A 22,731-nucleotide genomic window follows, 5' to 3' on the forward strand; every position below is an offset into this window, starting at 1 on the left:
GCCTACTTTGCATGTAGCCGTTGGACGCGTGGGGACGGGCCCTGCGCGTTGCTATAGTCGGCGCATTCACCGCAATCGCAAGGACATTCCATGGCCGCTGGCAGCCTTCTAGCCCTGTTGGACGATATCGCCACCATCCTCGACGACGTCGCCCTCATGACCAAGGTGGCGGCCAAGAAGAGCGCCGCCATGGCCGACGACGTATCGGTCATGACCAAGGTGGCCGCACAGAAGACGGCCGGCGTGCTGGGCGATGACCTGGCGCTCAACGCCCAGCAGGTCACCGGCGTGCGCGCCGAGCGCGAGATCCCGGTGGTCTGGGCCGTCGCCAAGGGCTCCCTGATCAACAAGGCCATCCTGGTGCCGGCAGCGCTGTTGATCAGCGCCTTCGCGCCCTGGGCCGTCACGCCGCTGTTGATGATCGGCGGCGCCTTCCTGTGCTTCGAGGGCTTCGAGAAGATCGCCCACAAGTTCCTGCACAGCGAGAGCAAGGACGAGGCCGAGCACGAAAGCCGTGCCCAGGCCAATGCCAACCCCGCCGTGGACCTCGTGGCCATGGAAAAGGACAAGATCAAGGGCGCCGTGCGCACCGACTTCATCCTCTCGGCAGAAATCATCGCCATCACGCTGGGCACGGTGGCTACGGCCTCGTTTGCGCAGCAGGTGGCTGTGCTGGTGGGCATCGCGGTCATCATGACCATAGGCGTCTATGGACTGGTGGCCGGCATCGTCAAGCTCGACGACCTGGGCCTGTGGCTCAACAACAAGCGCAGCGCCGTGGCCAAGGCGCTGGGCACGGGCATCGTCAATGCGGCCCCCTGGCTCATGAAATTTTTGTCTATCGCCGGCACGGCCGCCATGTTCCTGGTGGGCGGTGGCATTCTGGTGCACGGCATTCCGGCCCTGCACCATGCCGTGGAGGGGGCTGGCGCTGCAGCCGGCACCTGGCCTGCGGGCGCTCTTTGGGGCGGGCTGATCTCCAATCTGCTGAATGCGGTGGTGGGCATCGTCGCGGGTGGCCTGGTGGTGGCTGTGGTGACTGCCGTGCAAAAAATGCGCGGCAAGGGCGCGGCCTCGCACTGAAGTGAAGCACCCCCTGAGGCGCTGCGCGCCTTCACCCCTCTCTCGACTCGCTACGCGATTCGGGAGGGGGACGCCCCCAGCGCGGCGGGGCGGCCCTTGCGCGGGGGCGCTGGCTTAGGCCGCGCCAGTTTCATGCGACGCGGGTGGCGCACAGATTGTTGATCCAGATCGAAGCCTGGGCGCTGGGTCGGTGGCGCGCCGCGTTAGCGGTGCCGATGGTTGATCTGTGGCAAGGCGCATCGGTGCGCGTGGGGGCCCAATGCATGCACGGGGGTCGTCCCCGTGCAACCGCATCGAATCGATCGCTCCCATGAAGAACAACAAGCTGCTGAACCTGGCCCTGGTGGCCGCCTGCGCGCTGGCATCCGGCGCCACCATGGCACAAGAATCCGAAGGCCCCTGGCTGGTGCGCGCCCGCGCCGTTAACCTGGCCAGTGCCAACAAGGACTTCACCGGCCTGGGCCTGTCGATCAACGACAAGGTGATCCCCGAGGTCGACGTCTCCTACTTCTTCACCAGGAACATCGCCGCCGAGCTGGTCCTGACCGTGCCGCAAAAGCACGATGTCAACGCCACTGCGCTGAACGGCAAGATCGGCACGCTCAAGCACCTGCCGCCCTCGCTGCTGCTGCAGTACCACTTCGACGCGCCCGGCTTCAAGCCCTATGTGGGCGCGGGACTGAACTACACGCGCTTTTCCAGCGTGCACCTGCCTGCCGGCGTGGGCATCGACAAGAGCAGCTGGGGCGGCGCGCTTCAGGTGGGAGTGGACATTCCCTTGTCGAAGAACCTGTATTTGAACCTGGACGTGAAGAAGGTCTACATCCAGACCGACGTGTTCGCTGGCGGCGCCAAGGCGGGGACTTTCAAGGTGGATCCGGTGCTGGTCGGCGTGGGTCTGGGTTACCGGTTCTAGGCGCTACGGCGGTAGAACGCCAAAGACCCGGCCAGCGCCAACAGCGCCCCGCCGCAGCAGCGGTCGAGCCAGAGCACGGCGCGGCGGCGCAGCAGCTGTACTGCCTTGGCGCCCACAATGGCATAGGCCAGCATCACCGCGAAATCCAGGCCTGCGAACACCACCGCAATAGCAGCGTACTGCGGCCATTGAGGCGCATTCGCGTCGATGAATTGCGGCAACAGGGCCGAGCAGAACAGATAGCCCTTTGGGTTGGTGACCGCCACCAGGAACGACTTGGCAAAGACGCTGCGGGCCGTCACACCCTGGGTACCGCCGGGCTGCGACAGCTCCAGCCCGCCCTGCGAGCGCAGCAGGCGCAGCCCCAGCCAGGCCAGATAGGCGGCGCCCACCCACTTGACGACCGAGAACCAGAACTCCGAGGCCGCCAGCAGCGCACCCAGGCCCAGCGCCACGGCGCCTACCAGCACAAAGTCGGACGCCACCGCTCCCAGCATGCCCGGCACCGAACGGCGCACGCCATAGCGCGAGCCATTGGCCAGCGCCAGCAGCACCGTGGGCCCGGGCGTGGCAATGGCCACCAGGGCCACCAGCGCAAAGAGCAGCAGGGTGGTGGTGCTCATGCCAGCACCGGGCCGCAGCCTTGCGGTTTGTGCACGCGTTCGGTCGACGCGGGAAACTTCGCGAGCTTGGATGCGGGCCTGCGCGGGCGCTGCAGCAGCTCACCCCCGCAGTTGGGGCAGATGCCGCCCAGTGGGCCGCCCGCGCAGGTGCTGCAGAAGGTGCACTCGAAGGTGCAGATGCGCGCGGCAGTCGTATCAGGGGGCAGGTCTTTGTCGCAGCATTCGCAGCTGGGGCGCATCTGGAGCATGGCGGGGCCTCGGGGTGGTCGGTAGACCGCTCACTCTATGCGCAGCGGCCGTGCCCGGCAAGATACAGACAGCTGCTGCCAGCAGCGCCGTCTGTACTGCTGCCTGCGTGCTCAGCCCGCCGGGGTCGCCGTCGGCGCGGGTGTTGTCGGCCCGGTGCCTGGCGGTGGGCGCAGGGGGCCATCGTCGAGCGCCCACATGCGCCGCCACAGCCAGGGAAGGGCGGTCTCCAGATCGGGGCGCTGCAACTCCTGCCGGGCCCTGGCCGTGCCGGCCAGCACCTGCTGCGGCGTGCCGATGTCGAAGTGGAACGAGTACGCAGGCTCCATGCCCATGCGCAGGTCGGTGATGTAGACATGCCCACCGGCCTCGTTCATGCGGTAGAAGCCGTGGGTGAAGCGCGAGAGGCGCTGCACATGCGCATTGCCCTGGTAGGTGGCGTAAAGGTCTGCACCGCGCTCATGGCGCGTCCAGCGCATGGGCTGCTGGCTGCCATCGGCCAGCGAGCGAAAGCCCTCCAGGTAATGCGTAGGCGTCATCGCCACCACGCGCCACAGCACGGCAGAGAACGGTGCGGGCGTCACCAGCACGCGCTCTGCAGTGATGCCCTCTGACTGCAGCGAGGCACGCGCAATGCCCTCCACATGCTGCTGCGCCAGCACGCCACAGCCCAGGTAGGCGGTGCTGAACACCAGCGCCCAGGCATTCCAGCGCAGGCCGCGCCTGCCGTCCCTGCCGCGTGCCACCAGTGCGGCCACCACCCCGATGATCAGCGGCACGGTGTACAGCGGGTCGATGATGAACACGCTGCCCACGCCGTAGGGGTGGTTGGTGAACGGGTACAGCAGCTGGGTGCCATAGACGGTCATCGCATCGAGCAGCGGGTGCGTGACCAGCGCCAGCCACAAGGCCAGCCACCAGCGCAGCAGGTGCGGTATTTCGCCATGCAGGCGCGCCACCAGCCAGGCCAGCGGGCCTGACAAAAGTGTGAGGTTGAGCAAGGCATGGCTACTGCTGCGGTGCAGCACCATGTTGAGCATGGCATCGCCATGGTCGATGAAGGCATCCAGGTCGGGCAGGGTGCCGGCCACGGCGCCCCAGAAGACGGCCTTCCACGCGGCGGTGCGGCGGCCCATGGTGGCGAGGGTGACGGCGGCGCCCAGGGCGATCTGGGTCAATGAATCCATGGGGCGGTGTGTCCTTGTCTGGTGTATTTGTGGCAAAGATGTGTCTGCAAGCGAAATGCGGGCCAGCCACAACAGGGCTTGCCGCGCCCGCTTGGTGGCGACATCATGGTGGCATGGCCCGATGACAGGAAAGCCTGCGCAGTTGCGCCCAAGCAGCGCCATCCAGGATGCCCCATGATCAGGCACATGCGCGCTCGTCCTACTTTGGGGCCCCGGCCCCGCCGCTAACCTACCGAACCATGGCCCACGCACTCCTCCAGAACCCGTCGCCCTTGCTTCCAACCCAGGGCGCGCCGCGCCAAGCGGCCTCGAACGCCAAGCCACCCCACCTGGCCTTCGAAGCCTTCGAGGGGTTGGCCCCCGAGACCGACAACGCGCAAGCCGTATCCGCGCTGGCAGACCAGTCCGTATTCGACGAGATCACCGAGGGCCTGCTGCAGCAGCCCGCCACCATCTCGCCCAAGTATTTTTACGACCAGCTCGGCTCGGAGCTCTTCGAGTCCATCACCCGACTGCCCGAGTACTACCCCACCCGCACCGAGCATGCGGTGATGCAGCAGCACGCCGCCGCCATTGCAGACGCCGTGGGCCACGGCCGTACGCTGATTGAACTGGGCGCTGGCAACTGCGAAAAGGCGCGCACCCTGTGCCGCACGCTGGCCCCGGCCTGCTTTGTGGGCGTGGACATCTCGGCCGATTTTCTGCAGGAGGCCGTGGCCCGCATGCGCGAAGAGTTCCCCGGCATGGACGCCCGCGCGGTTGGCGCCGACATGACGCGCGGCGTCACCCTGCCGGCCGACATCCCGCGCACCGGGCGCCTGGTGTTCTACCCCGGTTCGTCCATCGGCAACTTCGACCCGCCGCACGCGCTGATGCTGCTGGAGCAGATGCGCGACCTGGTAGACGGCGAGGGTGAACCGCATGCCAACGGCGGCCTGCTCATCGGCATCGACCTGCCCAAGGACGTGGACGTGCTGGAGGCCGCGTACGACGATGCCGCCGGTGTCACCGCCGCCTTCAACCTTAACGTGCTCACGCATGTGAACCGCCTCATCGGCAGCAATTTCGACCCTGCGCAGTGGCGCCACCTGGCCTTCTTCAACACCTTGCAATCGCGCATCGAAATGCACCTGCAGGCCATGTCGCCCCTGCAGGTGCGCTGGCAGGGCGGCGGTGTGCGCGACTTTGCGGCGGGCGAGTGCATCCACACCGAGAACAGCTACAAGTACACGCTGCCTGCCTTTACCGACCTGCTGGCGCGCGCCGGCTTCTCGCGCGCCCAGGCCTGGACCGATCCGCGTGGCTGGTTTGCGGTGGTGCATGCGCAGCCTTGATCACACGCGGCTTGCGCCGCCACCACTGCACGGCAACGCGGGGTTGCCCGAGCGATTTTCCCAGCCGAATGCCGCCACGCTGGGGCACACTGGCAGGATGATGAACACGCTGGCGACGACGACAAACCCGCCCCCTCAGCCCGCAGACTATGCCGCCGTGCGCCAGCGCTCGGTAGAGCTGGCGGCCCCGCTGTCGGCGGAAGACGCCTGCGCCCAGTCCATGCCCGACGCCAGCCCCGCCAAATGGCACCTGGCGCACACCACATGGTTCTTCGAGACCTTTGTGCTGGAACCGCATGAACTGGCGTTTGCGCCGTTCCACCACGCGTTCCGCGTGCTGTTCAATTCGTACTACAACGGCGTGGGCGCCAAGCACCCGCGCGCGCAGCGCGGCCTGCTCACCCGCCCCTCGCTGGTCGAAGTGCTGGCCTACCGCGCCAATGTGGACGAGCGCATGCAGCACCTGCTGGCCCGCCACGCAGGCAACGCCAAGCTGCTGGCCCTGGTGGAGCTGGGCCTGCACCACGAGCAGCAGCACCAGGAGCTGCTGGTTACCGACATCAAGCACCTGCTGTCGTGCAACCCGCTGTTCCCGCCGTACCACGCCCTCCAGCCAGCCACTACTGCAGGCAGCGGCCCCGCCCAGCCCCTCACCTGGCACCGCAGCGACGGCGGCGTGGTCGAAATCGGCCATGCCGGTGGCAACAACAACAATAACAACGGCGTTTTTGCCTTCGACAACGAACTGCCGCGCCACCGCGTCTACCTGCAGCCCCACGCCCTGGCATCGCGCCTGGTGAGCAATGGCGAATATGCCGCCTTCATCGAAGACGGCGGCTATCGCAACCCCGTGCACTGGCTGGCCGAAGGCTGGGACTGGCGCACCGCGCAGGGCCTAGAACAACCGATCTATTGGCACCGCGCAGGGCAGGGCGGTGATGGCGATGCCTGGCACGAATTCACCCTGGCCGGCCTCGTACCCCTGGCCAGCGCACTGCCCGCCGTGCACCTGTCGTACTACGAAGCCGACGCCTACGCCCGCTGGGCCGGCGCCCGCCTGCCCACTGAGGCCGAATGGGAATGCGCCGCCGCGCGCCAGCCCCTGCAGGGCCATTTTGCCGATGGCCCCGATGCCCTGCTGCACCCCGGTGCGGCCGAGGGCGGGGGCATGGCGCAGATGTTCGGCGATGCCTGGCAGTGGACCCAGTCGAGCTACGCCCCGTACCCCGGCTTCCGCACGGCCGAGGGCGCCGTGGGCGAGTACAACGGCAAGTTCATGGTCAACCAGTATGTGCTGCGCGGGGGCTCGTGCGCCACGCCTGCGGGGCATGTGCGGGCCACGTACCGCAACTTCTTTCCGGCGACTGCGCGGTGGCAGTTTTCGGGGGTGCGGTTGGCGCGGGATGTGTAGATTCACGCACTGAATTGGAAGAGCGCCGTCTCTTAGGCAGCGCTCGGTTCGCCTGTGACCAACGTCGGGTACTGAACACGCGTTGGAAAATGCCAACCGCTCTTGTAAAAATTCTTTTCAGTCCCCCACCTGTGTGAAACTTTAAGCATGGCTGGCCAGCGTAGGCGGGACCAGCTTGTCAAAAGAAGCGATTCACAAAGAGAGGGTGGGATATGCAGACTTGGTTTGCCAGGGTGGTGGTTGCGTGCACGTTGCTGTTTGTGGGGGCGGCAAACGCGCAAAGCAATTTCAAAGACTCCTGTGTCGAGGGAGGTCCAAATGGCTACATGACCTGTCGGCTCAAACCGGATGGATTTACTGACTGGGGGTATGGCTCTGGCTACGGAGTGGCTCCTCCCGATTCGGGAAGTAGCTATGCGACAGAGGACAAGGCGGTTCAGGAGACCCTCAATTACCTGATATACACCAACCCGAATTATGGAAATATGTGTCAATTTTCCTACTCAGTAGGAGGGGTTGAAGTTATTGACCGTGATCAGTTTATCCAATCTAAAGAGCCCCTTTTCCAGTATGCACCGCTGACCATTACATATGGATGGAAAAGCGGCACCACATGCCGCGATGTGAGTTCAAGCATCGTCAAGGTCTATGCTTCACGTGCAATTACTTGCAATCATCCATGGAGTGGCACTGCAGGATATTGGGCTTTGGACAAGCAGACCTACATGTGCGTCAACCCGGTGGCGAAAACTCCTCCGCCATGCGAGACATGTCCGCAAATCGCCCTAAAAGGCAACCCCATTTTGGTGACCACCCGAGAAAAGATCGAGTCGGTGGTTGACCTGGTCAACGCCGGCCCCATGCCACTGGAGTTTCGCCGCCTGTACCGCAGCCACCGCGCGCGCGATAAAAAACTCTGGTTCGGCACCTATTTCAAAAAAAGCGCCAGCCAGGACTCCCTCGGTGACGGCTGGCTCCACAACCACGACATTTACCTGGCGTCCGCCAAATCCAGCGATGGCACCGCCATCCACTCAAGCAGCGCTACCCGCAGCGGGCAGGAAAGCGGGTTTGACCTGGGCAGTGGCTTCGCACTGGTCCGTGTGCACATGGGCGACGGCACCTTCAATTACTTTCACCGACAGAATGGCGACTCGGCATTCATCGGTCGCAACAAGCTTCACACGCTGGTTAAGGACGGTAATCGCTGGGTCTTTGACGATACAGAAAACGAGAGGCGCTATGTCTTCAGTGAAAAAGGCCTGCTTGTGGAGCAAATCTACCGCAATGGCTGGCGCCTGAGCTATGGTTACGATTCGGGCAATCGCCCCGCGTCGGTGACCAACAATTTCGGGCAAAGCCTGGGGTTCGTGTATTCCGGTGTAGGCAAGCTCGTGAGCGTTACCAGCAACGACCAGCGCAGCGTATCGTTCACCTACACGGACGCCGGTGCCCTCAAGACAGTTCAGCAAGCCGACGGCACCACCAGCGAGTATGTGTACACCGTCAGCACGCCAACGGTGGGCTCATTGCTCGCGGGCCGGATTGACGAGCATGGACAACGGCATTCCACCTTCAAGTACGACGAAGAGGGCTTTGCATTCAGCACGGAAAAGGCGGGAGGTGTCGACAAATATTCGGTACCTTATGTGGATGGATTTGTAGATCCGTTGGGAACCTCGCGTAGCCATAGCTTCCGCGTCTATGGCAATGAACTGGTGTATACCGGTTCATCCTTGGCTTCAGCATCGCCAAGCGATCCACCTATTAAATCCCGCACCATACGGGAAGACGGATTGCCTGCTCAGAAGTATGACCAGGAGTACAACGAAACCACCTATGAATGGGATGCACCACGCCGCTTGCCGATCTCCATCACCGAAGCTCCTGGCAAGCCAGAAGTCCGTGCTACCAACTTCATCTGGCACCCGCAATGGCGTTCGCCCTCCACCGTCTCGGTGCCGGGCCGTGGCATCGTCAACTACACCTATGACACGTTCGGCAATGTACTGACCCAGACAGAGGTGGGTGCCACCGCCAGCAATACCTGGGCCTGGACCTACCATGTGAGCGGGCTGGTTGCCACCGAGAAGGCGCCCAACGGCGCCGTCACCATCTACCAGTACGACGGCGCAGGCAACCTCACCAGCGCCACCAACGCGCTGGGGCATGTGGATGCCTACACGTACGACAGTACGGGCCGGGTGCTGACCCATACCGCGCCCAATGGCTTGGTCACGGCCTACACCTATGACCCTCGCGGCAATGTGCTGACCCTCAATCGTGGCGGCTTGGTCACCACCTTTACCTACAGGGTCAGCGGCGAGGTTGCCACCGTCATTTTGCCGCATGGCCACCGCATCACATACAACTACGATGGCGCGCACCGCCTGAATGGATGGACAGACAACCGCGGAGCGTCAGCCACATACGTGCTCGATGCCATGGGCAATCGCACGGTAGAGGAGGTGCGCGCCGGCAACGGTCAATTAGCATGGCGGTTGGCGCGCACGATGAGCTACATCAACCGTGTAGAAACCACGACCTTGGGCGATTCCGCAGAGCCACTAACCTATTGGCAGGACGGCAACGGGGATATGACGAGACAGTCGCAGACGATGGGCGGCGTTCCCCACACCGAGTTCTACGGGCGCGATCCAGTTCGGCGGGTCAAGAGCATTACGAATGCGGCCAATGCCACCGCCAGCCTCACCTACAGCGGTGCGGACGCCATCACCCAGGCCAAGGATTTCAATGGCATAGCCACGGACTACACCCGTGATTTTCAGGGCAACGCTACCAGCGAATCCAGCCTCGATAGCGGCAACCAAACCGCCCAGTACGACGCCCTGGGCCTGCCCAGCAGCATCACCAATGCCCTTGGCCAGGCAACGACGATCACCCGCGACCTGCTGGGCCGCCCCACGTCCATCGTGCACACAGGCGGCACCACCACCCTGCGCTACGACCAGACCCCGGCCAGCAAGGGCTACCTCAGCGAGATCGAGGATTCGAGCGGCCTGACCACCTACCAGCGCGATGCGCACGGCCGCGTAGTGAGCCAGACCCAAAAGCTCATCAACAACGACACCCGCACCCTGGCCTACAGCTACAACGCCACTACGGGTCTCTTGGCCAGCACCACCTACCCCGGCGGCCAGGCCCTGCAGAACGTCTACGACGCCACCGGCCAACTCACTGGCCTGACATGGGCTGGCCAGCCCATTGTCAGCAGCATTGCATGGACGCCTCTGGGGCAGCCCACCGGCTGGAACTGGAACCTGGCAGGCAGCGCAGCCGCCATTCCCGCCGCTCGCTCCTACGATACGGCTGGAAGGCTCAAGAGCACCGAATTCAGCAACTACGTTTACGACGAAGGGGGCCGCATCACCGCCTTGACACAGATGCTGCGCTATCCTGTCGAGAGTGACCCGCAAGGCAGCAGCACCCTGCAAGCAGAGTTCGGCTGGACCGTGAAATACGACCGCGCAGGCCGCATCATCGGCTTCAACCGGCACGCCTACCCTGGCATGCCGGTCGACACCACCACCTACACCTACGACGCCAACGGCAACCGCACCACCAGCACCCAGGAGCGCGCAGGCACCACCACCAACCGCACCTACGCCGTCACCGCCAACCGCCAGACCGCCTTCAGCCAGACCAAGTCCGGCCCTGGCGGCACCGCCAACACCCTGGTCGACTTCCAGTACAACGTCGCCGGTGACCTGCTGACCGACGGCCTGCGCACCTTCCAGTACGACAGCCAGGAACGCCTGGAAAAAGTCACCACCGGCACGGGAGCAGACGCCCCCAGCACCCAGTACGCCCACAACGCCCTGGGCCAGCGCGTGTTCAAGACCGAACCGCTGTTTGCAGCCAGCGGATCAGGATCAGGCAGCACCACCAGCGGCAAGAACCTCAACAACCTGCTGGCCGACCCCGAAGACCAGGAGCAAGCGGAGAAGGAACAGGACAAAGGCCTGATCCAGACCGCCTACGAATTCTTCACCCGCCTGTGGAGCCCCGGCAGCAGCGACGCGCAAAAGCTCGGCTTCGCGTATGTCTACGGCCAGGACGGCACCCTGCTGGGCGAATACGGCATGGGCGGCAGCAACAGCACCGGCACCACCCAGTACATCTACCTGCCCACGGCCAACGGCCCCATGCCCATTGCCGCCATCGTCAATGGGGTTGCCTATGCCGTGCACAGCGACCACCTGAACACCCCGCGCAAGCTCACCCAGCCCGACGGCCAGGTGGCCTGGCAATGGGCCTACAGCGCCTTCGGCGACGAACAGCCTACCCTGGGCTCCAAGCGCTTCACCAACGAAACGACCAACCCCACCACGGGCACCACCACCATCCCCGAGGTGACCTTCAACCTGCGTTACCCGGGGCAGTATTACGATAAAGAAAGCAACCTGCACTACAACTACTTCCGCAGCTACAGTGCGGAGCGGGGGCGGTATACGCAGGCGGATCCGATTGGGTTGGAGGGTGGGTTCAATCGGTTTGGATATGTGGAGGGGAATTCTCTAAATAATTTTGACTATTGGGGGCTTCGGCCACTAACTCAGCGTGAGAAGGATTTTTTGGAGCCGTATATTCCAAAAATCGACTTGGATAGTGCTGACATACGAGTTGGTGAAAAGCCGTTTTACACGCAAAACGGAGTGGATGCGATAACTCGTGGGAATGTAATTTATTTTACAGATCCAGGGCAAACATTTTGCACGCCAAAGGATTTGGCTTTATTGGGTCATGAATTATTTCACGTGGGGCAGTATCGTGAGGGAATGACTTGGCTGAGCTACCTGTTAGCCAGTAAAAACGGATATGAGAAAAATGCCTATGAAATACCGGCGCATGATTTGCATCGCAAAATTTACAGAGAGCTTAAGGCCTCGTGGAAGGAGTGAGTATGTCAAGAGTATTCGCGGTTTTATTTTTGATGCTCGTATTGGTAGGGTGCAATTTCAAGGTGGAGCGTGAAGCGGATTTGCGATTTTTTCGCATAAAAACAAACGAGCAAATATTGCAATTTCGTTCTTATTCGATTGATGAGCAGTATAGGCTGATGAGGGTTGGGAATGAAAATGTCCATCCGCCGCAAATTCATTTGATAAATGAGTTTGCCAAAAATGGAGAGCCTGCCGTGGCTCTTTTAGTAGCGCGGCTGAAGATTTCTGACGAAGATTTGGAGGTGCGTGATATTATTGCTGTTTTGGATGAAATGAATAATTCAAGGGTTTATATTGCCTCATCTCACCCCGCTTTAATGAGTCTCGCGCGTGAGCGGGTTGGTGCAATGAAGGGAATTTGGAAACCTTCTGTTGAGAAGGTGCTGAAAGGAATAGGGGGATGAGTTTTTTGATGGAAGGGCTTAAGGCGGGTGCGGGTAGGCGGCAACCTATAAAAAATCCATTCAATTCCGAGGCCTAAAAATACGAATTTCGATGGGAGGATTTTCTGTGTATTATTAATGCATCATGCATGCGTCAAAGGATCCTCTGCATAAATCAACTTCAGTATGGTGTGCATCAATTAAATCAACGAGTTATAGCGGCGAATGAGCGAATAATCGATTTATGCAGACCTTCCCAAAGGGGTAGACTGTTGAGGGGGTTAACTGCAGCTCGTCTTCTGCGGAGAATTTGAGCGCAAGAAACTAAAGCTGTAGGTTAGCGGCAGATATAAAAAAAGGGCCATTCGCGTAGCCCCTTAAATCCGATTTGTGACGAGACAATACTTAATTGCAGAGGTCGTCGTCGGCAGGTCGACATCAAACCTTCGCCAGCGCCTGCTCCAAATCCGCCTTCAGATCACTGATGTGCTCAATCCCCACCGACAACCGCACCATCCCCTCACTCACCCCGGCCTTGGCCAGTTCCTCGGGATTGAGCTGGCGGTGCGTGGTCGATGCCGGGTGCGTGGCCAGTGACTTCGCATCGCCAATATTCACCAGGCGGGTGAACAGCTGCAATGCATCGAGAAAACGCGCCCCCGCAGCCCGCGGATCGGCATCGCTGTTCTTCACTCCAAAGCTCAGGATGCCCGATGCGCGCCCGCCCAGTTGGCGCTGGACCAGCGCATGGTCCGGGTGGTCGGGCAGGCCGGCGTAGCGCACCCATTCGACCTTGGGGTGGGCCTGCAGGTACTGGGCGATGGCCAGGGTGTTGTCGCAGATGCGGTCCATGCGCAGGGCCAGGGTTTCGATGCCTTGCAGGATCAAAAAGGCGTTCTGCGGTGCCAGCGCGGCACCCGTGTTGCGCAGGGGCACGACGCGGGCGCGGCCGATGAAGGCGGCGGGGCCCAGGGCTTCGGTGTAGACCACTCCGTGGTAGCTCACGTCGGGCTCGTTCAGGCGCGGGAAGCGGGCATTGTGCTGGCCCCAAGGGAACTTGCCGCTGTCCACAATCGCGCCGCCCACGCTGTTGCCGTGGCCGCCCAGGTACTTGGTGAGCGAGTGCACCACGATGTCGGCCCCGTGCTCGATGGGGCGCAGCAGGTAGGGGCTGGGCACGGTGTTGTCCACGATCAGCGGCACGCCATGGTCGTGGGCTACCTTGGCCAGGGCGGCGATGTCGGTGACGTTGCCCAGGGGGTTGCCGATGCTTTCGATGAAGATGGCCTTGGTGCGCGCGTCGATGTGCTGCGCAAAGCTGGCCGGGTCGCGCGGGTCGGCAAAGCGGGTGGTGATGCCTTGCTGGGGCAGGGTGTGGGCGAACAGGTTGTACGTGCCCCCGTAGAGCGTGCTAGCCGACACGATGTTGTCGCCCGCCTCGGCGATGGTCTGGATGGCGTAGGTGATGGCCGCCATGCCCGATGCCACGGCCAGCGCGGCAATGCCGCCCTCCAGCGCCGCGACGCGCTTTTCAAGCACGTCGTTGGTCGGATTCATGATGCGGCTGTAGATATTGCCCGGCACCTTGAGGTCGAACAGGTCGGCGCCGTGCTGCGCGCTGTCGAAGGCATAAGCCACCGTCTGGTAGATGGGTACGGCGGCTGCTTTTGTCGTTGGGTCGGGGCTGTAGCCGGCGTGGACTGCGAGCGTTTCGATCTGCATGAGGGTTTGTCTCTTGGAAGGGTTTGGTACGAAGGGGCCAAGCACCCCAATGGAGTGCCTGAACCATTCTTCCACCGCCCCTCCCGAGGCAGATCGAATCGTTTCGTATGTGCTTATGCGGCCAGTGACGGCAGGGGTGGACCTGCCAGGCTGGCGCCCCGCTCAGCTGCCCTGCTGCGGTCGCGTGCGGTAGAAGTTCAGCGGCGTCTCACGCGCCTGGCTGTTGAGCACCTGGCGCTTGATCTTGCCCACCACGTGCATCTCGCAGGGCTTGCAGTCAAAGCGCAGGGTCAGCTTTTCCTTGCCGTTGATGAGCATCAAGGGCTCGGCCTTGATGGTGCCCTGCACGCCGGTGACGCCCTTGGCCTGCTTGGGGCACAGGCTCATCGAGAAGCGTACGCAGTGCTTGGTGATCATGAGGCTGACTTCGCCTTCTTCTTCGTGCGCCTCGTACGTTGCGTCGATCACCTTCACGCCGTGGCGCACGTAGAAGTCGTGCGCCTTGTGGTTGAACACGTTGCCCAGAAAGCTCAGCGTGTCCTCAGGGTACGGGGCCGGGGGCTCCACCGGGGTGGCGCGCTGCAGGCGCGTAAAACCCTTGGCGCGATTGGCCTCCAGGTCGGCCAGTGCGTCGCGGCGCAGGGCGTTGACGGCCGATGCGGGGATGAACCAGGGCTGCGAGAGCTGCAGGCCCACGTCGTTCACCGCGAAGATGGTGGCGCCAAAGCGGGCCAGGTGCTCGCGCAGGCTGGCCTCGGCTTTGGCGGCATCGGTGGCCGGCTGGTGCGCGTGGTCGAGTTGCGCGCCGCCAGCATAGCCGTCTTCGTCGGTCAGGGTCAGCGCAAAGCCGCTTGGCTTTTCAGACAGGTAGACCCATAGGCCGATGCGGCGGTCGCTTGACTTCTTGTCGAGCGTGCGCACCCAGTCCATGTCGCGGTTGCGGTTGATCTCGGTGCCCTTGCGCAGATCCTTGAAGCCCTCCATCGGATCCTTGGGGAACACGCGCCACTGCGTGGTGCTGCGCGGCGACACGGGCTCGGCCCGGTTGATGGCCATGCCCACCAGGTCCTTGTGCAGGTCGTAGTAGCACAGGCCGTCGCCGTTGTGCAGCACGGTGGCGGGGCTGCTCACTTCGAGCTCCACGAAATCGGCGCCCACCTTGGTGACCCAGCCGATGGCCTGGCCGGGGTTCTTGGGCGTGTCGAAGGCGCCGATGTCCTGCTTGCGGCCGGTGACGAAGTAGTCGGTGAACTCGCGGTTGAAGTTCTGCAGCGGGTCGGGCGTGAAGGTGAAGCTGGTGCGCCCGCTCGACGAGCGCGACAGCGGGTGGCCCGAGGACTCGCGCTCTTGCATGATGCCGTCGATGAGGGTGCGGTAGTGGGCGGTGATGTTCTTCACGTAGCCCATGTCCTTGTAGCGGCCTTCGATCTTGAAGCTGCGCACGCCGGCATCGATCAGGGCGCGCAGGTTGTCGCTCTGGTTGTTGTCCTTCATGCTGAGCACGTGCTTGTCGTGCGCGATGAAGCGGCCCTGCGCGTCGGTCACCTGGTAGGGCAGGCGGCAGGCCTGGCTGCAGTCGCCGCGGTTGGCGCTGCGGCCGGTCTGCGCATGGCTGATGTTGCACTGGCCGCTGTAGGCCACGCACAGCGCACCGTGGATGAAGAACTCGATGTTGGCGCGCCTCGGCGCGTCCACCGGGCCCAGGGCCTTGTGGACGGCTGCGATCTGCTGCACCGTGAGCTCGCGCGCCAGCACGATCTGCGACAGCCCCGCGTCCTGCAGAAAGCGCGCCTTCTCGGGCGTGCGGATGTCGGTCTGCGTGCTGGCATGCAGCTGGATGGGCGGCATGTCGATTTCGAGCAGGCCCATGTCCTGGATGATCAGCGCATCGGCCCCGGCTTCGTACACCTGCCAGGCCATCTGGCGCGCGTCTTCGAGTTCATCGTCGCGCAGGATGGTGTTGAGCGTGATGAAGATGCGGCTGTTGAAGCGGTGCGCGTGGCGCACCAGGCGCGCAATGTCGCGGATGTCATTGCCCGCCCCGGCGCGTGCGCCGAAGGCCGGGCCGCCGATGTAGACGGCGTCGGCACCGTGGTTGATGGCTTCGATGCCAATGTCCGCATCGCGCGCAGGCGCGAGCAGTTCGAGCTGGTGGGGCAAGAGAGACATGGGGCGCAATTATCCCAGCGGCGGCCACTCCCGGTCCAATGGGATTGCAATTAGCTCGACTAATGCTGTATGCAATTCTGTTGTGCAAGTCTGATGTACCGAAGACGGGATAGGATGGCGGCGCCTGGCCGGGCCTCTGGTCAGAGCGCTCTCCCTTGTCCTTGTTCATCCGGAGTTTTGCCCGTGTCTTTTGCTTACCGTTCGCGCTTTCATCTCTCACTGGTTGCTGCGGCAGCCGCCACCGTTGTCTGCTCCGCCGCCCTGGCGCAGGACGTGCAGGTCGTCAAGATTGCCCATGCGGGCCCGCTGTCGGGCGGCATTGCCCACATCGGCAAGGACACGGAAAACGGCGTGCGCCTGGCGCTGGATGACCTGAACGCGCAGAACCTGGTGATTGGTGGCAAGAAGATCAAGTTCGAGATCGCTGCCGAAGACGATGCGGGCGACCCGCGCCAGGCCACGGCCGTGGCGCAGAAACTGTGCGACCAGAAGGTGGCTGGCGTGGTGGGCCACCTGCAGTCGGGCACATCCATCCCCGCCGCATCGGTGTACGACAAGTGCGGCGTGCCGCACATCACGGCTGCGGCCACCAACCCCGACCTGACCAAGCCCGGCTACAAGACCACCTACCGCCTGATCGCCAACGACAGCGCGCTGGGCGCGGCACTGGCCATCTTCGCGGCCGACCACCTCAAACTCAAGGCCGTGGCCATCATCGACGACCGCACGGCCTATGGCCAGGGCGTGGCCTCGGTCTTCAAGGCCACGGCGCAGCAAAAGGGCCTCACGGTGGTGGGCGAGGAGTTCACCACCGATAAGGCCACGGACTTCATGGCCATCCTCACCGCCATCAAGAACAAGAAGCCCGATGCCATCTTCTACGGCGGCCTCGACGCGCAGGCCGGCCCCATGCTGCGCCAGATGGAGCAGTTGGGCCTGGGCGGCGTGAAGTTCTTTGGTGGCGATGCGCTGTGCACCGAGAAGCTGCCCGAGCTGGCCGGCAAGACCCCCGCCCTCAAGAACGTGACCTGCGCCACGGGCGGCGCCTCGGTGGCCAAGATGCAGGGCGGCGCCGACTGGAAGAAGCGCTACGACGCCAAGTTCCCCGGCCAGTTCCAGATCTACAGCCCCTACGCCTACGACGCGGCCATGGTGCTGGTCGACTCCATGAAGCGCGCCAACTCGGTGGACCCCAAGGTGTTCATCCCCTTCATCGGCAAGACCGAGTACAAGGGCGTGACGGCGAACATCGCCTTCACGGCCAAGGGCGAGCTGACGACCCCGGCCGTGACGCTGTACACGTACAAGGACGGCAGCCGCGTAGCACTGAACTGATCTTTCAGGGCGCGGCTTTGGCCCGCCCTGCGCGCACCGCGCCCGGGCTGGTGCCATAGTGCTTGCGGAACAGCCGTGCCAGGCTGCTGGCATTGCCCAGGCCCACCTCGTCGGCAATGGCGGCCAGGCTGTGGTGCGAATTGGTCACGCGCCAGTGGGCGTGCTCCATGCGCATCTTTGTCCAGTGGTCATGGGCGCTCATGCCCATCTGCTCGGCGAACAGCCGGTCCAGCTGCCGGCGGCCGATGCCGATGCGCTCGGCGAGATCCGCCACGGTGAGGCCATCGGCCAGGGCGCTGCGCATCAGCGCCACCGCGCGCGACAGGTGGCGGGTGAGGTCGGGCCCTGCGCCTTCCATCGACTGCAGGTGGTGCGCCTGGTGCCGGGGCGCGTCCACCAGCATGTCGGCCAGGCCCTTGAAGGCGCGCACCCGGCCGCAGTGGCGTGAGAGCAGCTCCACCGCCATGTCGATGGCCGCCGTGCCGCCCGCGCAGGTGATGCGGTCGCGGTCGAAGCAATAGATCAGCTCATCGGCCACCACGATGCGCGGAAAGGCCTCGCGGAACTCGGCCACATGGCGCCAGTGCAGCGCCACGCGATGGCCCTTGAGCAGGCCGGCCTCGGCCAGCAGAAAGCTGGCGTTGTCGATGGCCACGAGCGGCAGGCCCCGCGATGCCGCCTTGCGCAGCAGCGGGCCATAGGCCTGCACATGCGCGCGCGAGGCCTGCACCGTGCGGCTGCCAAAGACCACCAGGTATTCGAATGCCGCCAGGTCCACGGCATCGGCCGTGGTGTCCATGTTCACCTGTACGCCGCTGCTGGAGAGCACGGGCGCATCGTCGATGCCCAGCAGCGTCCAGGCGCAGTAGCGCTGGCGGCTGTGGTCTTCGTCGTCGGCCGAAAAGCGCAGCTTGTCCAGAAAGCCGCCAAAGGGCAGCAGCGCGAAGTCGGGCAGCGGCAGCAGCAACAGGCGCACGTCGGGGCGGGGCAGGGGGCTGGGGGCGCTCATGGGGAGTCCAGTTTGGTATTGATAGTAGCCAAATTCGATGCCATACGGACGACCCCACCCACCTAGACTGCAGACCATATTCAAGAAGATGGTGCCGCAATGGAACTGAAAATCTGGCTGATCTACCTGCTCGCGGTCATTGGCCTGTCGCTGACCCCCGGCCCCAACAGCCTGCTGGTGCTGGCCCATGGCGCCCTGCACGGGCGGGCGCGCACGCTGTGGACCATTGGCGGCGGGGCGGTGGGTTTCGTGGCGCTGATCGGGCTGTCCATGCTGGGCATCGGGGCGCTGCTGCAATCGTCGGCCCATGCGCTCACGGTGATGAAGTGGGTGGGTGGCGCCTATTTGGTATGGCTGGGCATCCAGCTGTGGCGGGCGCCGGCCATGCAGCTGGAGGCCTTGCCGAATGCCCAGGGCGAGCGGGTGGTCACCGGCGGCAGGCTGTTCCGGCAAGGCTTGCTGGCTGCGATTTCCAATCCCAAGGTGCTGCTGTTCTACGGCGCGTTCCTGCCGCAGTTCATCGCGCCGGGGCGCGACCTGTGGCTGCAGTTCGTGGTCATGGCGGGCACCTTCGCGGCGGTCGAGTGCCTGGTGGAGTTCGGCCTGGCGAGCCTGGCGCACCGCATCCGCCCCTGGCTGCAGCGCACGGGGCGCAAGTTCAACCGCTCCTGCGGGGCCTTGTTCGGGCTGATGGGGGCGGCGTTGCCGATGACGCATTGACCTCCTTCACCGCCGTCCCGGTTTACAGTGCGGGCTGCACAGTAAAACAAGCGGCTGACAAAACTCAGCGAAGCGGTTTTGGCTAGGCGCTGCGTCGCAGGCAGTACGGTAGTACGACAAGACGCAGCAACGACGCCAGAAGAGTTTTGTCAGTCGCGTACCGGGAGCAGGGAATGCGTGGATTGTTTGGTTTGGTGGGGCTGGTCGTGGTGCTGGCCATCGTGGGCATCGTCGCCAAGAAGCAGTTGTCGGCCACGCGCGCGCCTGCGGCGGCGCTGCAACAGGCGCCCATCGCGGGCACCGGTGCATCGGCCCCGGTGATCAACCCCACGGGCAATGTGCGCGAGCAGAGCCAGCAGGTGCAGCAACAGGTCCAGCAGCAGCTCGATGACATCATGAAGCAGCGCGCGCAGGCCCTGCCGGACGCCGACAAGTGACGGGCGTGGCCGTGGTGCTCACCGACGAGGACGGCATACGCCTGGCGCTGGCCGAAGCGCGTGCCGCCGCAGAGGCTGGCGAGGTGCCTGTGGGCGCCGTGGTCGTCAAGGACGGCCAGGTGATCGCCACCGGCCGCAATGCCCCCGTGCAGGCCAACGACCCCACGGCGCATGCCGAGATCGTGGCCCTGCGCGCGGCCGCGCAGCACTTGGGCAACTACCGGCTCGACGGCTGCACGCTCTATGTCACGCTGGAGCCCTGCGCCATGTGCAGCGGCGCCATGCTGCATGCGCGGCTGGCGCGCGTGGTGTTCGGCGCCACCGAGCCCCGGACCGGCGCTGCGGGCTCGGTGCTGGACCTGTTTGCCCACACCGCCATCAACCACCAGACGGGTGTGCAGGGCGGGGTGCTGGCGGACGAATGCAGCGCGCTGCTCACCGGTTTTTTTGGCGCACGGCGCAGCCAGCAGCGTGCCGACGCGCTGGCACGCCACCCGCTGCGCGACGACGCACTGCGCACGCCCGAGGCGGCCTTTGCCGACCTGCCCGGCTACCCCTGGGCCCCCAACTACGTGAGCGACCTGCCCAGCCTGGCCGGCCTGCGCCTGCACTACCTGGATGAAGGCCCGCAGGATGCACCGCGCACCTGGCTGTGCCTGCATGGCAACCCGGCCTGGAGCTACCTGTACCGCCACATGCTGCCCGTGTGGCTGGCGGCGGGCGACCGGGTGGTGGCGCCCGACCTGATCGGCTTTGGCAAGAGCGACAAGCCCAAGAAGGAGGCCGCGCACCGCTTCGAGTGGCACCGCCAGGTGCTGCTGGAGCTGGTGGAGCGCCTCAACCTGCAGCGCACCGTGCTGGTGGTGCAGGACTGGGGCGGCATTCTGGGGCTTACGCTGCCCATGGACTGCCCTGAGCGTTTCAAGGGCCTGCTGGTGATGAACACGCTGCTCGCCACCGGCGACGTGCCGCTGCCGCAGGGCTTTGTGGACTGGCGTGCCATGTGCCGCGACAAGCCGCTGTATGGCGTGGGCCGATTGCTGGGGCGCGGCAATCTTCAGCTCTCGCCGGCCGAGTGCGCAGCGTACGACGCGCCTTTCCCGGACAAGGGTTACCGTGCCGCGCTGCGTGCCTTCCCCGAGCGGGTGCCTGCCGGTCCGGGGGACGAGGGCGCCGCAGTCTCGCGCCAGGCGCGCGATTTCTGGCAGCAACGGTGGCAGGGCCAGAGCCTGATGGTGGTGGGCGCGCAGGACCCGGTGCTGGGCCTGGCGACCATGCAGGCGCTGCAAAAGGACATCCGCAACTGCTCTGATCCCGTGGTGCTGCCGCAGGCCGGGCACTTCGTGCAGGAGCATGGCCGGGGCATTGCCGAACGGGCTGTGGAATACTTCGCACCCTGACCGCACGCCAGCGCCGCTTTTTGCGGCCCGCCAGCGGCATACCATTCCACGGAGCAGGCCCGACACCGGCGCCTGAACGCTTTGCACAACGATCACGATCACCACCATCACGACCACGCCGATTGCGACCACGACCATGGTCCCAAGCACATCTATATCTACTCGCCCTCCAGCGCCGTGCGCGACAAGGCCGCCTTCAAGCGGGGCATTGCCCGCCTGAAGGCCCTGGGGCATGAGGTGGAGGTGGATGTGGACGCGCTGGCCAGCCACACCCGTTTTGCCGGCGACGACGATACCCGCCTGGCCGCCATCCACCGCGCGGCCGCCAGCGGCGCGCATGTGGCACTGATCTCGCGCGGGGGCTATGGGCTGTCGCGCATCCTGTCGGGCATCCGCTACAAGGCGGTGGCCAAGGCCATCGACAAGGGCATGAAGTTCGTCGGCCTGAGCGATTTCACGGCCTTCCAGAATGCGCTGCTGGCGCAGACCGGCGCCGTGAGCTGGGCCGGCCCCGCCCTGGGCGCCGACTTCGGCGTCGCGGGCGAGCCCGACGACATCATGGAGGCCTGCTTCGACGACCTGCTTACCGGCCACGGCGAAGGCGCGGGCTGGCGCATGCACCGCGAAAAGCCCCATGCCACCACCGGCAAGCCGGCCGTGCCCGACATCTACGTGAAGAGTGCCCAGCTGTGGGGCGGCAACCTGGCGGTGCTGGCATCGCTGGTGGGCACACCCTACCTGCCCGGCGTGAAGGGCGGCATCTTGTTCCTGGAAGACGTGAACGAGCACCCCTACCGCATCGAGCGGCTGCTGACGCAGTTGCTGCACGCGGGCGTGCTGGCGCAGCAAAAGGCCGTGGTGCTGGGCCAGTTCACCCAGTTCAAGCTGGTGCCGCACGACAAGGGCTACAAACTGCAATCTGTGGTGGACTGGCTGCGCAGCCAGATCAAGGCGCCGGTGCTCACCAACCTGCCGTTCGGGCATGTGGAGACCAAGGTGCTGCTGCCCGTGGGGGCTACGGTGTCACTGTCGGTGGAAGAGCGCGACGCGCTGATTTATTGGGGGCATCTGTAGGCCCTGCACAAAGGCGCCGCGCGACGCAGGGGCTTGCCGCTCAGGATGCCGACGACGCGCGTGCCACCGGCGTACCCAAGGCGCGCGGCAACAGACCCTGGAACAGGAGTGTCACCTGCGCGATGACGTTTTTGGCAGAAGGCTCGCCCTGCAAGGGGACCAGGGTGCTCTGCAGGTCGGTGCGCAGGTACCACAGCGCCTCGATGTCGCCTGCATAGCGCAGGCGGATGTTCATGCGCGCCACTTCGCAGCCGGAAAAGCCCGACAGGCTGCCGATCATGGCGCGGCGCACTTCCTCCAGTTGCTGGTCACGCACCCAGGCGGTCGACGCGGGTGCGTCACGGCCGATCAGGCCGTGCAGACTGCTGCCGCGTACGTAGGGTTTGTTCCAGCGCATGGAATGGTTCTTCACCATAAATAAGTAACAAGGGACTCAAGGTACGTGGCCGACTGCGCAAATGCAAGGGGGCCGCTCCCGCTTTTCGCATAAAGCCAACAAGCCTCGATAGCTTTTTGCAAACAATTGCAAACTTTCGATTTGTTTTTGAATGTAGTACGAATGGATTAAGCAGAAGTCATGCCCGGTGCTCTGAACGCTTCGAACCATCCACCGGCAGCTGCTTGCAAAGCGCTGCTGGCCTGTGAATGCGGGCTAAAAGCCTGCCGTGTGGCTGCGCCAGCAAAGACCGCCCGGCCGGGCCGCCGTGCCTCTGCGCAG

18 protein-coding genes are annotated in these 22,731 nt (G+C 64.2%); 11 read left to right on the forward strand and 7 right to left on the reverse strand.

Annotated features, from left to right (window positions below; translation table 11 throughout):
* Positions 1–90 precede the first annotated feature (90 nt).
* Together ACSQ9E_RS08815 and ACSQ9E_RS08820 are read left to right on the forward strand one after the other, a co-directional pair.
* A complete protein-coding gene (locus ACSQ9E_RS08815; RefSeq protein WP_057265757.1) occupies positions 91–1,083 on the forward strand; it encodes a DUF808 domain-containing protein in 993 nt (330 codons plus the stop codon).
* Between the two features lie 310 nt (positions 1,084–1,393).
* A complete protein-coding gene (locus ACSQ9E_RS08820) occupies positions 1,394–1,999 on the forward strand; it encodes an OmpW/AlkL family protein (RefSeq protein ID WP_436217473.1) in 606 nt (201 codons plus the stop codon).
* On the opposite strand, the gene ACSQ9E_RS08825 is transcribed toward ACSQ9E_RS08820, so the two are convergent.
* The 3 genes from ACSQ9E_RS08825 to ACSQ9E_RS08835 all read right to left on the reverse strand — a co-directional run bounded on the left by ACSQ9E_RS08825 (position 1,996) and on the right by ACSQ9E_RS08835 (position 4,055).
* On the reverse strand, positions 1,996–2,622 hold the full coding sequence (locus tag ACSQ9E_RS08825; protein WP_436217474.1) for a LysE family translocator: 627 nt from the start codon (positions 2,620–2,622) through the stop codon (positions 1,996–1,998). The genes ACSQ9E_RS08820 and ACSQ9E_RS08825 overlap by 4 nt on opposite strands.
* Positions 2,619–2,870, reverse strand: a complete 252-nt coding sequence (locus ACSQ9E_RS08830; protein ID WP_322596572.1) for a DUF1272 domain-containing protein — start codon at positions 2,868–2,870, stop codon at positions 2,619–2,621. Before ACSQ9E_RS08830 ends, ACSQ9E_RS08825 begins: the two co-directional genes overlap by 4 nt.
* 111 nt (positions 2,871–2,981) lie before the next feature.
* Positions 2,982–4,055 carry a metal-dependent hydrolase gene (locus ACSQ9E_RS08835; RefSeq protein ID WP_436217475.1) on the reverse strand — a complete coding sequence of 358 codons (1,074 nt, stop codon included), beginning with the start codon at positions 4,053–4,055 and terminating at the stop codon, positions 2,982–2,984.
* A gap of 239 nt (positions 4,056–4,294) precedes the next feature.
* Here ACSQ9E_RS08835 and egtD point away from each other — a divergent pair, with 239 nt between their 5' ends.
* The 4 genes from egtD (at position 4,295) to ACSQ9E_RS08855 (ending at position 12,168) form a co-directional block, all read left to right on the forward strand.
* Positions 4,295–5,389: an L-histidine N(alpha)-methyltransferase gene (gene egtD, locus ACSQ9E_RS08840; protein WP_436217476.1), complete on the forward strand. Its 1,095-nt coding sequence runs from the start codon at positions 4,295–4,297 to the stop codon at positions 5,387–5,389.
* Positions 5,390–5,489: 100 nt separating this feature from the next.
* Positions 5,490–6,800 (forward strand): ergothioneine biosynthesis protein EgtB, encoded by a 1,311-nt coding sequence (egtB, locus tag ACSQ9E_RS08845; protein WP_436220201.1) that lies wholly within the window; start codon positions 5,490–5,492, stop codon positions 6,798–6,800.
* Positions 6,801–7,012: 212 nt separating this feature from the next.
* Positions 7,013–11,722: an RHS repeat-associated core domain-containing protein gene (locus ACSQ9E_RS08850; protein ID WP_436217477.1), complete on the forward strand. Its 4,710-nt coding sequence runs from the start codon at positions 7,013–7,015 to the stop codon at positions 11,720–11,722.
* A 2-nt stretch (positions 11,723–11,724) separates the two neighbouring features.
* The gene (locus ACSQ9E_RS08855) at positions 11,725–12,168 is read left to right on the forward strand and encodes a hypothetical protein (protein ID WP_157421904.1); all 444 of its coding nucleotides are present in this window, start codon (positions 11,725–11,727) and stop codon (positions 12,166–12,168) included.
* Between the two features lie 417 nt (positions 12,169–12,585).
* Here the strand turns inward: ACSQ9E_RS08855 and ACSQ9E_RS08860 are convergent, their stop codons facing one another.
* Both ACSQ9E_RS08860 and ACSQ9E_RS08865 read right to left on the reverse strand, forming a co-directional pair.
* The gene (locus ACSQ9E_RS08860) at positions 12,586–13,869 is read right to left on the reverse strand and encodes an O-acetylhomoserine aminocarboxypropyltransferase/cysteine synthase family protein (protein WP_428000316.1); all 1,284 of its coding nucleotides are present in this window, start codon (positions 13,867–13,869) and stop codon (positions 12,586–12,588) included.
* Between the two features lie 162 nt (positions 13,870–14,031).
* Positions 14,032–16,038, reverse strand: coding sequence for a peptidase U32 family protein (locus ACSQ9E_RS08865; protein ID WP_436217478.1), 2,007 nt, complete (start codon positions 16,036–16,038; stop codon positions 14,032–14,034).
* A gap of 219 nt (positions 16,039–16,257) precedes the next feature.
* Here ACSQ9E_RS08865 and ACSQ9E_RS08870 point away from each other — a divergent pair, with 219 nt between their 5' ends.
* Positions 16,258–17,373 (forward strand): branched-chain amino acid ABC transporter substrate-binding protein, encoded by a 1,116-nt coding sequence (locus ACSQ9E_RS08870; RefSeq protein WP_436220202.1) that lies wholly within the window; start codon positions 16,258–16,260, stop codon positions 17,371–17,373.
* Positions 17,374–17,377: 4 nt separating this feature from the next.
* On the opposite strand, the gene ACSQ9E_RS08875 is transcribed toward ACSQ9E_RS08870, so the two are convergent.
* A complete protein-coding gene (locus ACSQ9E_RS08875) occupies positions 17,378–18,382 on the reverse strand; it encodes a GlxA family transcriptional regulator (RefSeq protein WP_436217479.1) in 1,005 nt (334 codons plus the stop codon).
* A gap of 99 nt (positions 18,383–18,481) precedes the next feature.
* Here ACSQ9E_RS08875 and ACSQ9E_RS08880 point away from each other — a divergent pair, with 99 nt between their 5' ends.
* From ACSQ9E_RS08880 to ACSQ9E_RS08895, 4 genes are all read left to right on the forward strand, one after another.
* Positions 18,482–19,102, forward strand: a complete 621-nt coding sequence (locus ACSQ9E_RS08880) for a LysE family translocator (RefSeq protein ID WP_436217480.1) — start codon at positions 18,482–18,484, stop codon at positions 19,100–19,102.
* Between the two features lie 173 nt (positions 19,103–19,275).
* Positions 19,276–19,539 (forward strand): hypothetical protein, encoded by a 264-nt coding sequence (locus tag ACSQ9E_RS08885; protein ID WP_436217481.1) that lies wholly within the window; start codon positions 19,276–19,278, stop codon positions 19,537–19,539.
* 5 nt (positions 19,540–19,544) lie between these two features.
* A complete protein-coding gene (tadA, locus tag ACSQ9E_RS08890) occupies positions 19,545–20,939 on the forward strand; it encodes a tRNA adenosine(34) deaminase TadA (RefSeq protein WP_436220203.1) in 1,395 nt (464 codons plus the stop codon).
* 81 nt (positions 20,940–21,020) lie between these two features.
* Positions 21,021–22,013 (forward strand): LD-carboxypeptidase, encoded by a 993-nt coding sequence (locus ACSQ9E_RS08895; RefSeq protein WP_436217482.1) that lies wholly within the window; start codon positions 21,021–21,023, stop codon positions 22,011–22,013.
* A gap of 40 nt (positions 22,014–22,053) precedes the next feature.
* Here ACSQ9E_RS08895 and ACSQ9E_RS08900 read toward each other — a convergent pair whose 3' ends face one another.
* Positions 22,054–22,410: a hypothetical protein gene (locus tag ACSQ9E_RS08900; protein WP_057203834.1), complete on the reverse strand. Its 357-nt coding sequence runs from the start codon at positions 22,408–22,410 to the stop codon at positions 22,054–22,056.
* Positions 22,411–22,731: the final 321 nt, after the last annotated feature.

Source organism: Acidovorax sp. LjRoot118 (assembly GCF_964253575.1).
GTDB lineage: Bacteria > Pseudomonadota > Gammaproteobacteria > Burkholderiales > Burkholderiaceae_C > Acidovorax.

What these genes read in the sequence shown, in the direction of transcription:
- ACSQ9E_RS08815 (WP_057265757.1), top strand. Translation starts at nt 91, where the DNA reads ATGGCCGCTGGCAGCCTTCTAGCCCTGTTGGACGATATCGCCACCATC.
- ACSQ9E_RS08825 (WP_436217474.1), bottom strand. Translation starts at nt 2,622, where the DNA reads ATGAGCACCACCACCCTGCTGCTCTTTGCGCTGGTGGCCCTGGTGGCC.
- ACSQ9E_RS08835 (WP_436217475.1), bottom strand. Translation starts at nt 4,055, where the DNA reads ATGGATTCATTGACCCAGATCGCCCTGGGCGCCGCCGTCACCCTCGCC.
- ACSQ9E_RS08880 (WP_436217480.1), top strand. Translation starts at nt 18,482, where the DNA reads ATGGAACTGAAAATCTGGCTGATCTACCTGCTCGCGGTCATTGGCCTG.
- egtB (WP_436220201.1), top strand. Translation starts at nt 5,490, where the DNA reads ATGAACACGCTGGCGACGACGACAAACCCGCCCCCTCAGCCCGCAGAC.
- ACSQ9E_RS08855 (WP_157421904.1), top strand. Translation starts at nt 11,725, where the DNA reads ATGTCAAGAGTATTCGCGGTTTTATTTTTGATGCTCGTATTGGTAGGG.
- ACSQ9E_RS08830 (WP_322596572.1), bottom strand. Translation starts at nt 2,870, where the DNA reads ATGCTCCAGATGCGCCCCAGCTGCGAATGCTGCGACAAAGACCTGCCC.
- ACSQ9E_RS08820 (WP_436217473.1), top strand. Translation starts at nt 1,394, where the DNA reads ATGAAGAACAACAAGCTGCTGAACCTGGCCCTGGTGGCCGCCTGCGCG.
- ACSQ9E_RS08860 (WP_428000316.1), bottom strand. Translation starts at nt 13,869, where the DNA reads ATGCAGATCGAAACGCTCGCAGTCCACGCCGGCTACAGCCCCGACCCA.
- egtD (WP_436217476.1), top strand. Translation starts at nt 4,295, where the DNA reads ATGGCCCACGCACTCCTCCAGAACCCGTCGCCCTTGCTTCCAACCCAG.
- ACSQ9E_RS08850 (WP_436217477.1), top strand. Translation starts at nt 7,013, where the DNA reads ATGCAGACTTGGTTTGCCAGGGTGGTGGTTGCGTGCACGTTGCTGTTT.
- ACSQ9E_RS08900 (WP_057203834.1), bottom strand. Translation starts at nt 22,410, where the DNA reads ATGCGCTGGAACAAACCCTACGTACGCGGCAGCAGTCTGCACGGCCTG.
- ACSQ9E_RS08865 (WP_436217478.1), bottom strand. Translation starts at nt 16,038, where the DNA reads ATGTCTCTCTTGCCCCACCAGCTCGAACTGCTCGCGCCTGCGCGCGAT.
- ACSQ9E_RS08885 (WP_436217481.1), top strand. Translation starts at nt 19,276, where the DNA reads ATGCGTGGATTGTTTGGTTTGGTGGGGCTGGTCGTGGTGCTGGCCATC.
- ACSQ9E_RS08875 (WP_436217479.1), bottom strand. Translation starts at nt 18,382, where the DNA reads ATGAGCGCCCCCAGCCCCCTGCCCCGCCCCGACGTGCGCCTGTTGCTG.